The organism is Pseudomonas sp. SBB6 (assembly GCF_024213215.1).
GTDB lineage: Bacteria > Pseudomonadota > Gammaproteobacteria > Pseudomonadales > Pseudomonadaceae > Aquipseudomonas > Aquipseudomonas donghuensis.
This window is the reverse complement of record NZ_JANAVH010000001.1, coordinates 601308-614940: the sequence shown is the minus strand read 5'-3', so window position 1 is coordinate 614940 and position 13633 is coordinate 601308. Positions and strand designations below refer to the sequence as shown.

The following is a 13633-nucleotide window of genomic DNA, read 5'->3' as shown; positions in this document are numbered from 1 at the left end:
AATCGCCATGCGCATCGCCCTGTTCCAAGGCGAACCGCAACCGCTGGACCTGCCCGGCAACCTCGAGCGCCTGCACCAGCAGGCGCAACTGGCCGCTGCACGCGGCGCCGAGCTGTTGGTGTGCCCGGAGATGTTCCTGACGGGCTACAACATCGGCAGCGAAGCCGTGGCGCGCCTGGCCGAAGCCGAAGACGGCCCCTCGGCCATGGCCGTGGTGGAGATCGCCCAGAGCAATCGCATTGCCATCGCCTACGGCTACCCGGAGCTGGCGGACGACGGTCAGGTCTTCAATAGCGTGCAACTGATCGACGCCCACGGCAGCAGCCTGTGCAACTACCGCAAGACCCACCTGTTCGGCGGCCTCGACCGGGCGATGTTCAGCCCAGGCCCTGATCACTTCCCGGTGGTCGAGCTCAACGGTTGGCGTCTGGGGATTCTGATCTGCTATGACATCGAGTTCCCGGAAACCGCCCGACGCTTGGCCCTGGCCGGTGCCGAGCTGATCCTGGTGCCGACGGCGAACATGGTGCCCTTCGACTTCATCGCCCAGGTTACCGTGCGCGCCCGTGCCTACGAGAACCAGTGCTACCTGGTGTACGCCAACTACTGCGGCAGCGAAGACGAGATCCACTACTGCGGGCAAAGCAGTATCGTCGGCCCGGATGGCAGCATCCTGGCCATGGCCGGTCGTGACACGGCGCTGCTGAGCGCCGACCTGGAACTGCAGCGGGTACACCAGGGGCGGGCCAACACCCCTTACCTGCATGACCTGCGCCCCGAGCTCTACAGTACGCCGCGCCGATAATCCGCTAGCATGACGGTTCGCCTGTCTCCGGAGCCGCCATGCCCTGCGCCCTTCATCAACTGACCCTCGACAACGGCCTGCAGGTCAGCCTGCGCCATGCCCCGCAGCTCAAGCGTTGTGCGGCGGCGGTGCGGGTCCAGGCCGGCAGCCATGACGCGCCACGAGCGTGGCCGGGGTTGGCGCACTTTCTCGAGCACCTGTTTTTTCTCGGCACTCAGCGCTTCACGCTGGAAGACGGCCTGATGCGCTACGTGCAGCACCACGGCGGGCAGGTCAATGCCAGCACCCGTGAGCGCACTACCGAGTTCTTCTTTGAAGTGCCTCAGGCCGCGTTTGCCGGTGGCCTGGAGCGTCTTTGCGACATGCTCGCGCACCCGCAGTTCGGGCTTGAGCGACAACTGCGCGAACGCGAAGTGATCCATGCCGAGTTCATTGCATGGTCGCGCAACGCACAAATGCAGCGGCAGTTTGCCTTGCTTCAGGCGGCCGGCCACGAACATCCCTTGAGCGCTTTTCAGGCGGGCAATCGTTACAGCCTGCAGGTCCAAAGCCCGGCGTTCCAGGCGGCCCTGCGAGATTTTCATCAGCGTTTCTATCAGGCCGGGCAGTTCACCCTGAGCCTGAGCGGGCCGCAGAGCCTTGCGCAGCTGGAGGCGCTGGCGCGTCGATTCGCGCATGTGTTCAGCGCCGGGACGACAGTGCAGCAGGCGCTACCACCGAGCTTCAACGGCCAAGCGCCGCTACTGATGAGTGACAAGCGGCAACTGGATCTGTTGTACCCGTGCGACAACCTTCACCCAGGCGTTGAGCAGGCCATCGACTTTCTCGCAACCTGGTTGAGCGACACCCGGCCTGGCGGGTTATCGGCGACGTTGCGTGAACGGGGTTGGCTGGAGCATTTCGAGTTTTCATCGCTCTACAGCTTTGCCGGCCAGGCCCTGCTGCATGCAGGCCTGAAGCTCACCGATGCAGCCCGCGTCAATCAGGTCCAGGCCCTGCTGAGCGACTGGCTGGCGTTTTTGCGCAGCGCCGACCTGAGCGACATCAACCAGGAATACGGCCGATTGCAGCACTGTCGCGAACAGACCGCCAGCGCCTTGGAGCTGGCTCGCCGCGATAGCACCAGGCAACACTTCAAGGCACTGGATGAGCAAGGGTTTGTAGCGCTCGAACGGTTGCTCGATACCCTGCTCGATGGCCAGGCGCAAACACTGCTAGAACCCTGGCGACTGCCCGCTGCCAATCCGCTGCTGAAGATAGCGCCCGTAAGCGTTCCTGCCACCGCAGCGCCCGACGGCCTGACCCTGTCTCCTCTGCTCCCGCCCATACGCCAGCACGGCGTTGTCTACCTGCGCTGGCAATTGACCTCAGCCTTGCGTGAGCGCCTCTGGCAGGTGCTTGATCGGGCCCTGCAACCACTGCGCGAACAGGCAGCCCAGGCTGGCGTACACGTGCACTGGAGTGCCTGCGACACCTACTGGCAGTTGCGCTGCGCCGGTAACGGCGCCGTGGTGCCCACGGTTATCGACCATGCGCTGGCAATCCTGCGGCTGCCAGCGAGCCAAAGCTGGACACCCGCCGCTGCCGAGCAACCCGATTCGATGCCTATCCGGGCCCTGCTCAGGCAGTTACCGGAGCACGTAATGGGCCGCGTGGACGAACCGTTACCGGTCTGCACCATCAGCCAGAGCAATCTTGATGCACTGTGGGAGTATTCAACCTGGCAGGGGCTTTCGACCGGTTTCGGCTTTACCGAACAACAGGCACTGAATCAGGCCCTGGGGAAGGTGCCTGGGCGCGCAGGCAAGCAGCTTCCCATCCGAATAGAAGCTTTGCGCCGCTGGCAAATGCTGCCGCCGCCGGCCAGCGAACAAGCGCTTTTGCTGTTTTGCCCGGTCTCGATCGAAAACCAAGCCGCTGCCCGACTCCTTGCCCAGCAGTTGCAAGGGCCGTTCTATCAACGGCTGCGAGTCGAGTTGAATGTGGGCTACGCGGTGTTCAGCGCCTTCCGCCAGATTGAAGGCTGCAATGGCCTGCTGCTCGGCGTGCAGTCGCCGTCGGCCAGCCATGCCGAGATCATCGGGCACATCCAGGCAGTGCTCGATGCCCTGCCTGCCACGCTGAGCTGCAACACTGCGGATAAACAGGCACTGGCCGCGCAGTTCGACGAACAGGCCATGGCCAACAATGACGTTGCCGAATGGGCCTGGCAGGCGCATCTGGCCGGCCAGCAGCAGCCGTTGTTGAGCGATCTGCAAGCGGCGATCCTGGCAGTCGAGATGCCACAACTGCAGCGCCTGGCCCGCCAGACGAGCCAGGCCGAACAAGGCTGGCTGTGCCTGGCCAATGGTCCGGCGCCCACTGGAAACTGGCACTTACGCTGGCGATTCTTACCGTCCCTGTAACGACGTTTATCTTAGATTTAACCATTCAGTTCGTATTTTTTTAGTAAGATAGCGCAATCTCGGCTATGGGAACCCCTCATCTGGAGGGTGGACTAAATAAGTAGCTGGCAAACCCCAGACCTATCCGGAAGGAGTAATCCCATGTGGACCAAACCTGCTTACACTGACCTGCGTATCGGCTTTGAAGTGACCATGTATTTCGCAAGCCGCTGAGCCTGCTTGCGGTACAACGCCTCGGTCCGCCGGGGCGTTTTTATTTCAGCACGCGGCAGGAGTGGCCATGTACATCCAGATTCTAGGTTCCGCCGCCGGTGGCGGGTTTCCGCAGTGGAACTGCAACTGCGCAAACTGCAAAGGCTTTCGCGACGGCAGCTTGCGCGCCACGGCGCGTACCCAGTCATCGATTGCCCTGTCTGACGATGGCGTTCACTGGGTACTGTGCAACGCCTCGCCGGATATTCGCGCGCAGCTGCAAAGCTTTGCCCCCATGCAACCGGCCCGCGCCCTGCGCGACACCGGCATCAACGCCATCGTCCTGCTCGACAGCCAGATCGACCACACCACCGGTCTGCTCAGCCTGCGCGAAGGCTGCCCACACCAGGTCTGGTGCACCGACATGGTCCATCAGGACCTGAGCAGCGGATTTCCGCTGTTCACCATGCTCAGCCACTGGAACGGCGGCCTGCAGTGGAACCGCATCGAGCTTGAAGGCAGTTTCGTCATCGATGCCTGCCCGAACCTGCGCTTCACCCCCTTCCCGCTGCGCAGTGCAGCGCCGCCCTACTCGCCGCACCGCTTCGACCCACACCCGGGCGACAACCTCGGGCTGATGGTCGAGGACCTGCGCAGCGGCGGCAAGCTGTTCTACGCCCCTGGCCTGGGCCAGGTCGACGCCAAGCTGCTGCAGATGATGAGCGAGGCCGACTGCCTGCTGGTCGACGGCACCCTGTGGGAGGATGATGAAATGCAGCGCCGCGGTGTCGGCACCCGCACTGGCCGCGAGATGGGCCACCTGGCGCAGAACGGCCCAGGCGGTATGCTCGAGGTACTGGAAAGCTTCCCACGCCAGCGCAAGGTGCTTATCCACATCAACAACACCAACCCGATTCTCGACGAGGATTCGGCCGAACGCGCCGAATGTGCCCGGCGCGGCGTCGAAGTGGCCTTCGACGGCATGAGCATCACCCTCTAGGAGCCGACATGAGTGACGCCAAACCGCTGTCCCCCGCCGAATTCGAACAGGCTCTGCGCGCAAAGGGCGCCTATTACCATATCCATCATCCCTACCATGTAGCGATGTATGAAGGCCGTGCGAGCCGCGAGCAGATCCAGGGCTGGGTCGCCAACCGCTTCTACTACCAGGTCAATATTCCGCTGAAGGATGCCGCGATCCTGGCCAATTGCCCGGACCGCGAAATTCGCCGCGAATGGATTCAGCGCCTGCTCGACCATGACGGCGCTCCCGGTGAAGACGGCGGCATCGAAGCCTGGCTACGCCTGGGCCAGGCTGTCGGCCTCGACCCGGAGCAACTGCGCTCCCAGGAACTGGTGCTGCCCGGTGTGCGTTTCGCCGTGGATGCCTACGTCAACTTCGCCCGCCGCGCCAGCTGGCAGGAAGCGGCCAGCAGCTCGCTGACCGAACTGTTCGCCCCACAGATCCACCAGTCGCGCCTGGACAGCTGGCCACAACACTATCCGTGGATCGACCCGGCCGGCTACGAGTACTTCCGCACCCGCTTGGGCCAGGCCCGGCGTGACGTCGAGCATGGGCTGGCGATCACCCTGCAGCACTACACTACAGTCGAGGGCCAGCAGCGCATGCTGGAGATCCTGCAGTTCAAACTGGACATTCTCTGGAGCATGCTCGATGCCATGAGCATGGCCTACGAACTGAACCGCCCGCCGTACCACAGTGTCACCCGCGAAAGGGTCTGGCACAAAGGAATCGCCTTATGAGTTTCGATCGTTCACTCACCCCCAATTGGCGTCCCGGCTACCGCTTTCAGTACGAACCAGCGCAGAAAGCTCATGTACTGCTATATCCGGAAGGCATGATCAAGCTCAATGAGAGCGCCGCGCTGATCGGCGGGCTGATCGACGGCCAGCGCGATGTGGCGGCAATCATTGCCGAGCTCGACACGCAGTTCCCCGGCGTACCCGAGCTTGGTGACGACATCGAGCAATTCATGGAGGTGGCCCGTGCCGAACACTGGATCACCCTTGCCTGAGCTGCCGGCAAAACCCGAAGTCGGCCTGCCGCTGTGGCTGCTCGCCGAGCTGACCTACCGTTGCCCGCTACAGTGCCCGTACTGCTCCAACCCCCTGGACTTCGCCGCCCAGGGTCAGGAACTGAGCACCGAGCAGTGGTTCAGGGTCATGGCCGAGGCGCGGGAGATGGGCGCGGCGCAATTGGGGTTTTCCGGTGGTGAGCCGCTGGTGCGCCAGGACCTTGCCGAACTGATCGGCGAAGGTCGGCGCCTGGGCTATTACACCAACCTGATCACCTCCGGCATCGGCCTGACCGAACAGAAGATCGCCGCCTTCAAGGAGGCCGGGCTGGACCATATCCAGATCAGCTTCCAGGCCAGCGACGAACAGGTCAACAACCTGCTGGCCGGCTCGAAGAAGGCCTTCGCGCAGAAGCTGGAAATGGCCCGGGCAGTAAAAGCCCATGGCTACCCGATGGTGCTGAACTTTGTCACCCATCGGCACAATATCGACAAGATCGACCGCATCATCGAGCTGTGCGTGGCCCTGGAAGCCGACTTCGTCGAACTGGCCACCTGTCAGTTCTATGGCTGGGCGCACCTCAACCGCGTCGGTCTGCTGCCAACCCGTGCCCAGCTCGAACGCGCCGAGCGCATCACCAACGAATACCGGGCCAAACTGCAGGCCGCCGGCAACCCCTGCAAGCTGATCTTCGTCACCCCGGACTATTACGAAGAGCGCCCCAAGGCCTGCATGAACGGCTGGGGCAGCGTGTTCCTCACCGTCACCCCGGACGGCACCGCCCTGCCCTGCCACGGCGCCCGCCAGCTGCCAGTGCAGTTTCCCAATGTGCGTGAGCACAGCATGCAGCACATCTGGTACGACTCGTTCGGCTTCAATCGCTTCCGCGGTTACGACTGGATGCCCGAGCCATGCCGCTCCTGTGACGAGAAAGAGAAGGACTTCGGTGGCTGCCGCTGCCAGGCGTTCATGCTCACCGGCGACGCCAGCAATGCCGACCCGGTTTGCGCCAAGTCGGCCGAGCACGGCATTATCCTCAAGGCTCGTGAAGACGCCGAGCATACCCACCAGACCATCGATGAGCTGACCTTCCGTAATGAGCGAAACTCCCGTGTCATTGTCCGCGGCTGAGCGTTTCAGCGCCGCCCAGGCGGTCGCCGCCGGTACCGATTTTGCCGAGCTGCGGGTGACTGCCCAAGGATTGTTCTGGAACGAATTTCGCCCCAGCGATGGCGCCTGCCGGATCTGGCACTGGCGCGATGGCCAGGCCCGTTGCCTGACGCCCAATGGCTTCAGCGTACGCAGCCGGGTCTATGAATACGGTGGCGGCAGCTTCTGCCTGAGCGACGATGGCCTGGTGTTCGTCAACGAGGCCGACCAGCAGCTGTATACCCAGGACCTCAACGGCGGGTTACCGCAGCCGCTGACCGAGGGCGTGCGGCGCTACGGTGATCTGCGCTGGGCCAACGGGCACGTGCTGGCAGTGGAAGAAAGCCATGGCCCCGGGGCAGTCGAGCATCGCCTGGTCGCCATCGCCAAGGGCAGCCGTGAAGTGCTGGCCGAAGGCGCCGACTTTTACGCCTCACCAACCCTGAGCGCCGATGGCTCGCGCCTGGCCTGGGTTGAATGGAACCGCCCCGAACAACCCTGGACAGCAACCCGGCTGCTTTGCTGCCAACGCCAGGCAGAGGGCCAGTGGGGCACGCCGCACTGCATCGCCGGTGAAGAGGGCGCGCAACAATCCCTGCAACAACCCCGCTTTGACGCAGCCGGTCGCTTGTATTGCCTGTCCGATCGCAACGGCTATTGGCAACCCTGGGGTGAGACGGCAACAGGCTGGGGCCCATTGCCAGCCGCCGCTGCCGACCATGCCGGTGCCCCCTGGCAACTGGGCGCCAGCACCTGGCTGCCGCTGGACGAGCAGCGCTACCTGGCAAGCTGGTTCGATAACGGCTTCAGCCGCTTGGGCGTCTGTCATCTCGATGGTTCGGTAGAGGACTACAGCACAGACTACAGCCGCTTTCGCTGCCTCGACCTGGACGAGCAGTACCTCTATGCCATTGCCGCGTCGGCCATCAGTCCACCCGCCATCATCGCCATCGATCGCCAGAACCATAAGGCCCAGGTACTGGCGGGCGGAGCCTTGCCGCTGCCTGCCGAGCGCATCAGCCGCCCGCAGGCGCTGCGCTATCCCAGCGGTGATGGCATCGCCCATGGCTTTTTCTACCCGGCCATGAACGGTGACGCGCAGCCGCCGCTGCTGGTGTTCATCCATGGCGGCCCGACCTCTGCCTGCTTCCCGGTGCTCGACCCGCGCATCCAGTACTGGACCCAGCGCGGCTTTGCCGTGGCCGATCTCAATTACCGCGGCAGCAGCGGCTACGGCCGTGACTATCGCCAGGCCCTGCACCTGCGCTGGGGTGAGATCGATGTCGAAGATGCCTGCGCGGTAGTCACCCACCTGGCCGAGCGCCAACTGATCGATCCGCAGCGAGCGTTTATCCGCGGCGGCAGCGCTGGCGGCTACACCACGCTCTGCGCCCTGGCGTTCCACAATGTGTTCCGTGCCGGTGCCAGTCTTTATGGCGTCAGTGATCCGCAGGCCCTGGCCCGGACCACGCACAAGTTCGAAGGTGATTACCTGGACTGGCTGATCGGTGACCCCGTGGCGGATGCAGAACGCTATCAGCGACGCACGCCGTTGCTGCACGCCTCGAACATCAAGGTACCGGTGATCTTCTTCCAGGGCGAACTGGACGTTGTCGTGGTGCCGGAGCAGACCCGCTCGATGCTGGACGCCCTGCAAGCCAACGGCATTCACGCCGAAGGGCATTTCTACCCGTCGGAGCGCCATGGTTTTCGCACGGCAAGCAACCTGGCGCATGCGCTGGAGGAGGAGTGGAAGTTTTATCGGCGGGTGCTGGAAGGCAGTTAGATTGCTATCGCGGATCAAGCCCGCTCCCACAGAACCTGTAGGCGGCAGACAAAAAAACGCCCCAAGCCAAAAACAACAGGCCCGGGGCGATGCGCAGGAACGCGAGACGGTTCGGAAAATTCGTTAGCGCGGTTTATTGATCAGGCCGTGGCCTCGCGCCGCTGGTTTTGCTGCGCCGCATGGACACGGGCGAAGGCTCGGGCCAGGCGCAGGAGCATCTCGTCGATGTTGCCCTTGCTCACTGTCAGCGCCGGGGAGAAACGCAGCACGTCGGCTTGCGGGGCATTCAGTAGCAAGCCTTCCTGCAAGGCGGCCTGGACCAGCTCGGCGGCATTGTCTTCGCTCAGTTGCAAAGCCCAGAGCAACCCCTGGCCGCGCACCTCGACCTGGCCATAGCGACCGGCCAGACGGCTCAGGCCGTCGCGCAGGTGGCGCCCGGAATCCTGCACATGCTCGAAGAAGCCCGGCTCCAGCACGGTCTCCAGCACCGCCAGGCCCGCCGCACTCATCAACGCATTGCCATGGTGGCTGCCTTCCAGCTCGCCGGCCTCGGCGCAGCAGGCGCTGCCACGAGCCAGCAGGGCCGCCAACGGAACACCGCCGCCCAAGCCCTTGCCGAGAGTGAGGATGTCGGCGCGCACGCCATACAGCTGTTCAGCGAGCATCGCCCCGCAGCGGCCGACGCCGGTCTGCACTTCATCGAGAATCAGCAGGATGCCCAGTTCGCGGCACAGCCGCTCGACCCCCTGAAGGTACGCCTGGGTCGCTGGAATCACGCCCGCTTCGCCCTGGATCGGTTCGAGCATGATTGCCACGGTGCGCGAATCGACCGCCGCGTGCAGCGCTTCAAGGTCGTTGAATGGCACCTTGCTGAAGCCCGGCAACCCCGGCTCGCAACGGTTGCACGGCGAGGGGTCGGAAGCCGACAGCGCGCCCAGGCTGCGGCCATGGCAGCTCTGGCTGGCAGTGATGATGTGATAGGCGCCGTTGCGGTGCAGTTGGCCCCATTTGCGCGCCAGCTTGATCGCCCCTTCGCAGGCTTCGGCGCCGCTGTTGAGCAGGTAGGCCTGGTCACTGCCGGTGCTTTCGCACAGGCGACTGACCAGGTTCAACAGGCCACGGTTATGAAAACCCGCGCCCGGATTGATCAGCGCCTGCGCCTGGCTGCCCAGGGCTTTGACCAGCGCACCGGGGCTGTGACCGAGGCTGTTGACCGCGCAGCCCTGGGTAAAATCCAGATACGCGTGGCCTTCGCTGTCCCACAGCCATGAACCCTGGCCACGGACGAACACCTGTGGCGCGCGCTCGACGGCGGGCATCAGGTATTCGCGCGACACGGCTTGCGCAGGTTGCGCCACAACGGCTGCGACCTTGTGCTCGGCCACGGCCGCAGCCGGGCGGCGCAGGTTGAACAGGTTCATGCGCGCAGCCCCTCGAGCGGCAGGCCAAGCAGACGCGCGGTCCAGTCTTCGACCTGGCCGGTACGCAGACGCTTGATCGCGATATCGCGCCAGCGTGTCGAGAGTGCCGGACAATCCACCAGCTTTTTCAAACCTGCATGCTCCAAAGGCTCACGGTAAAAAGTGCGCAGTGCCCAGGCCACGGTCAAGCCCGGATAACTACGTTGAATCAGTTCAAAGGGCTCATCGGCGCTGACGAAACCTGGCTTGAGCACCCGGTAGAACCAGCCACAACGGCCACTGTCCTGCGCCTGTTGCGGCAGGTTCGGCAAGCCCCAGCGATGGCTCAGGCGATAACAGGGCGAACGCGGCTGACTGACCTGCAACAGCGCCCCGCCCCAGCGGAACATATCGCCCAGGCACACCTGGTGTTCATCCAGGCCGCGGGTCGAGAGGTTTTCGCCGAAACCCGGGGCGCGCCAATCGATCTGTGGATAACGTTGCCGCCACCAGGCGTAGTGCTCGGCCGGGTAATGGTGCAAAGCCCGTTCAGGGCCGGTGTGAAAGCGTGGGTCGCCGTGTTCGTCGCTCCCCAGCCCCTGTGGCCATAACCACAACCGTCTTGCAACCTCCTGCTTATCGATATCGGTCAATAAGCCATACCCGAGGTTTTTTGCCTTGCCTATGTAAACGCCATCCACATACACGGTATTCATCGCGCCTTCTGGCCCTGTAAACCTTGTGAATACGGGATAGACTAGGCTTCTTGCAGGCTAACGGCCATTTGGTTTTTCGAGCATTTTTGATAAGTAACTCTTATGGATTTTCGCCAACTGCGTTATTTCGTCGCGGTGTATGAAGAAGGCCACGTTGGCCGGGCTGCCGAGCGCCTGTCACTGTCGCAACCGGCGCTTTCGCAGCAGATCCGCCAACTTGAGCAAAACCTCGATGTGAGCCTGTTCGAGCGCGGCAACAAGCGCCTGTTGCCGACCCTGGCCGCGCACACCCTGTACAACCACGCCCTGCCCTTGCTCGACGGCCTGCAGCGCGCTCGCGAGGCACTGCGCAACTTCAAGGGCCAGGCACTGCGTACCCTGGCCATTGGCGTCCTGCAAACCGTGCGCCCAAGCCTGGTACCGCAGCTGCTCGACCGGGTGCGCAAGGCACAGCCGCATCTGGTGGTACAGATCTACGAACTGTCGGGCCTGGAAATCGAACGGCGCCTGCTCAATGGCAGCCTGGACATCGGCATCAGCTACCTGCCACCGCGCCAGCCAGGCCTGCATGGGCTGTTGTTGTACGAAGATGAACTGCAATTGGTCATCCCCAACACCCACCCCCTGCGTGAATTCAAGAAGGTCTCGCTGAAGCAGGCTGCCGAGCTGCCGATGCTATTGCTCGGCGAAGAATTCCAGGTGCGGCAGATCTGGCAGTCGCAACTGGCCAACCTGGGCCGGCGGCCGCAGGTGCAGGCCGAGATGAACAACATGGGCGGGATTCTCGACAGCCTGGCGCATACCTCACTGGCAACCGTGTTGCCGGGGCGCGCCAAGGAAGTGGTCGAAGATGACCAGGAACTGCTGTGGAAGCCGCTGAGCGAGCCACGAGTGCCGCTGAAGATCGGCCTGGTGTTTCGCGATGCGCAGCGCCAGCAGGCGTCGGTGGAGCTGCTGCGCAATCTGCTGGAAGAAGAAGCCGACCCGCGGCAGATCGGGGGGTCGCCGCTGGATGTGCTGGGCTGAGGTCAAATCGCAGGCAAAAGAAAACCCCGCCGAAGCGGGGCTTTGCAGACTGTTTCCCTGACATCCTTTTCGCCCCACCATCCTGGCAGGAATCCTTCGTGTCCGTGTTCTGTACTTTGCGCTTCCTGCGCTACGTCCATGTAAGAAGATTAACTGTGGATCCAATCTTTCGATAGAGGCGAAAAGTCACCACGTAATGTAAGAGAATGCTTACAAACAACTATTACGCTCAAAACTGCGCGGCATCCAGCAAGTACAGCGACTCGCTACCGGCTTTAACCGAAGCGCTGAGCGAGTGGATACGCGGCAGCAAACGGGCGAAATAGAAGCGTGCGGTGCCCAGCTTGCTGGCATAGAAGTCGTCTTCGCCTTGCTTGGCCAAGGCCGTACGGGCCATCAGCGCCCACATGTAGGCATAAGCGGTATAGCCGAATGCCTGCAGGTATTCCACCGAAGCCGCACCGATTTCATTCGGGTTGTTTTTGGCCCGATCCAGCACCCAGGCGGTCAGGTCATCAAGGTTGTCCAGGGCAGCATTGAGCGGTTTGACGAATTCGCCCAGGTCGCTGCCGGCGCTGGCGGTGAAGTGACGGATTTCGTCGGCAAACAGCTTGTACAGCGCGCCGCCGCTACCGACCACCTTGCGTCCCATCAGGTCGAGGGCCTGGATACCGTTGGTGCCTTCGTAGATCTGGGTGATGCGCACATCACGTACCAGTTGCTCCTGGCCCCACTCACGGATGTAACCATGGCCGCCGAACACTTGCTGGCCATGTACCGCCGACTCCAGGCCCAGGTCGGTGAGGAATGCCTTGGCTACCGGGGTCAGCAGCGCCACCAGCTCTTCGGCGCGTTTGCGCGTGTCGGCGTCTTCGCTGAACTTGGCGGTATCCAGTTGCATCGCAACATACGTGGAGAACGCACGCCCGCCTTCGTTGAGAGCCTTCATGGTCAACAGCATGCGCCGTACATCCGGGTGGACGATGATCGGGTCAGCGACCTTGTCCTTGGCCTGCGGGCCGGTCGGCGCACGGCTCTGCAAGCGGTCGCGCGCATACTCGATGGCGTTCTGGTAAGAGCGCTCGGCCGAGGCCAGGCCCTGGATACCTACGCCCAGGCGCTCGTAGTTCATCATGGTGAACATCGCCGCCAGGCCCTTGTTCGGCTCGCCGACCAGGTAACCGACCGCGTCGTCGAAGTTCATCACGCAGGTGGCCGACGCCTGGATGCCCATCTTGTGCTCGATCGAGCCGCAGTTGGCCGGGTTGCGCGCACCCAGGCTGCCATCGGCGTTGACCAGGAACTTCGGCACCAGGAACAGGGAAATGCCCTTCGGCCCGGCGGGCGCGTCCGGCAGCTTGGCCAGCACCAGGTGAATGATGTTCTCGGTGAGGTCGTGTTCGCCACCGGTGATGAAGATCTTGGTACCGCTGACCTTGTAACTGCCATCCGCCTGCGGCTCAGCCTTGGTGCGGATGATGCCCAGGTCGGTGCCGGCGTGAGGCTCGGTCAGGCACATGGAACCGGCCCAGACACCGGCGTACATGTTCGGCAGGTACTTTTCCTTCAGCGCTTCGCTGGCGTGGGCATTGATCGACAGGCAGGCGCCAGCCGTCAGCATCGGGTACAGGCCAAAGGCCAGGCTGGACGAGTTGACCATTTCCTCGACCTGGGCCGCGATCACCTTGGGCATGCCCATGCCGCCGTAGGCAGGGTCGCCACCGACGCCAACCCAGCCGCCTTCGGCGTAGGTCTTGTAAGCCTCGATGAAACCGGCCGGGGTACTCACCGCGCCGTTGTCCCAATGGCAACCTTCTTCGTCACCACTGCGGCTCAGTGGCGCGATGCTCTTGCTGGTGACCTTGCCGGCTTCTTCCAGCACCGCCAGGGCGGTGTCTTCGTCCACCGCTTCGGCAATGCCGGGCAACTGGGCCCAGAGCTTGGAGACTTCGAAGACTTCATTGAGGACGAAGCGCATATCGCGCAGCGGCGCTTTATAGTCAGCCATGGCAACCTCTCATATTAGAGTCGGGGACGGCCTGCAGGCCGCGTCACTGTTATGGAGCCAGTGTACCCGAACAACTTTTGCGAGACATAGGGTCATCTGGCGACTGAAC

The 13633-nt window shown here is 63.2% G+C and carries 12 protein-coding genes; 9 read left to right on the top strand and 3 right to left on the bottom strand.

Annotated features, from left to right (window positions below):
* Positions 1-7: 7 nt before the first annotated feature.
* The 8 genes from NLX68_RS02910 (at position 8) to NLX68_RS02875 (ending at position 8374) form a co-directional block, all read left to right on the top strand.
* Positions 8-805, top strand: coding sequence for a carbon-nitrogen hydrolase family protein (locus NLX68_RS02910; RefSeq protein ID WP_254282604.1), 798 nt, complete (start codon positions 8-10; stop codon positions 803-805).
* Between the two features lie 38 nt (positions 806-843).
* Positions 844-3210 (top strand): pyrroloquinoline quinone biosynthesis protein PqqF, encoded by a 2367-nt coding sequence (gene pqqF / locus NLX68_RS02905; protein ID WP_254282603.1) that lies wholly within the window; start codon positions 844-846, stop codon positions 3208-3210.
* A gap of 141 nt (positions 3211-3351) precedes the next feature.
* Positions 3352-3423: a pyrroloquinoline quinone precursor peptide PqqA gene (gene pqqA, locus NLX68_RS02900; protein WP_008365141.1), complete on the top strand. Its 72-nt coding sequence runs from the start codon at positions 3352-3354 to the stop codon at positions 3421-3423.
* Positions 3424-3490: 67 nt separating this feature from the next.
* Positions 3491-4402: a pyrroloquinoline quinone biosynthesis protein PqqB gene (gene pqqB, locus NLX68_RS02895; protein ID WP_254282602.1), complete on the top strand. Its 912-nt coding sequence runs from the start codon at positions 3491-3493 to the stop codon at positions 4400-4402.
* 8 nt (positions 4403-4410) lie between these two features.
* Positions 4411-5166, top strand: a complete 756-nt coding sequence (pqqC, locus tag NLX68_RS02890) for a pyrroloquinoline-quinone synthase PqqC (RefSeq protein WP_010221421.1) — start codon at positions 4411-4413, stop codon at positions 5164-5166.
* Positions 5163-5438 carry a pyrroloquinoline quinone biosynthesis peptide chaperone PqqD gene (gene pqqD, locus NLX68_RS02885; RefSeq protein WP_254282601.1) on the top strand — a complete coding sequence of 92 codons (276 nt, stop codon included), beginning with the start codon at positions 5163-5165 and terminating at the stop codon, positions 5436-5438. Before pqqC ends, pqqD begins: the two co-directional genes overlap by 4 nt.
* Positions 5410-6570 carry a pyrroloquinoline quinone biosynthesis protein PqqE gene (pqqE, locus tag NLX68_RS02880; protein ID WP_254282600.1) on the top strand — a complete coding sequence of 387 codons (1161 nt, stop codon included), beginning with the start codon at positions 5410-5412 and terminating at the stop codon, positions 6568-6570. The genes pqqD and pqqE overlap by 29 nt, the downstream gene beginning before the upstream one ends.
* Positions 6536-8374, top strand: a complete 1839-nt coding sequence (locus NLX68_RS02875; RefSeq protein WP_254282599.1) for a S9 family peptidase — start codon at positions 6536-6538, stop codon at positions 8372-8374. Before pqqE ends, NLX68_RS02875 begins: the two co-directional genes overlap by 35 nt.
* A 140-nt stretch (positions 8375-8514) precedes the next feature.
* Here the strand turns inward: NLX68_RS02875 and NLX68_RS02870 are convergent, their stop codons facing one another.
* Both NLX68_RS02870 and NLX68_RS02865 read right to left on the bottom strand, forming a co-directional pair.
* A complete protein-coding gene (locus NLX68_RS02870; RefSeq protein WP_254282598.1) occupies positions 8515-9795 on the bottom strand; it encodes an aspartate aminotransferase family protein in 1281 nt (426 codons plus the stop codon).
* Positions 9792-10490, bottom strand: coding sequence for an MOSC domain-containing protein (locus NLX68_RS02865; protein ID WP_254282597.1), 699 nt, complete (start codon positions 10488-10490; stop codon positions 9792-9794). Before NLX68_RS02865 ends, NLX68_RS02870 begins: the two co-directional genes overlap by 4 nt.
* Positions 10491-10592: 102 nt before the next feature.
* Between NLX68_RS02865 and NLX68_RS02860 the strand changes: the two genes are divergently transcribed.
* Positions 10593-11516, top strand: a complete 924-nt coding sequence (locus NLX68_RS02860; RefSeq protein WP_254282596.1) for a LysR family transcriptional regulator — start codon at positions 10593-10595, stop codon at positions 11514-11516.
* A 229-nt stretch (positions 11517-11745) separates the two neighbouring features.
* Here the strand turns inward: NLX68_RS02860 and NLX68_RS02855 are convergent, their stop codons facing one another.
* Positions 11746-13524 (bottom strand): acyl-CoA dehydrogenase C-terminal domain-containing protein, encoded by a 1779-nt coding sequence (locus tag NLX68_RS02855; protein WP_254282595.1) that lies wholly within the window; start codon positions 13522-13524, stop codon positions 11746-11748.
* Positions 13525-13633 lie beyond the last annotated feature (109 nt).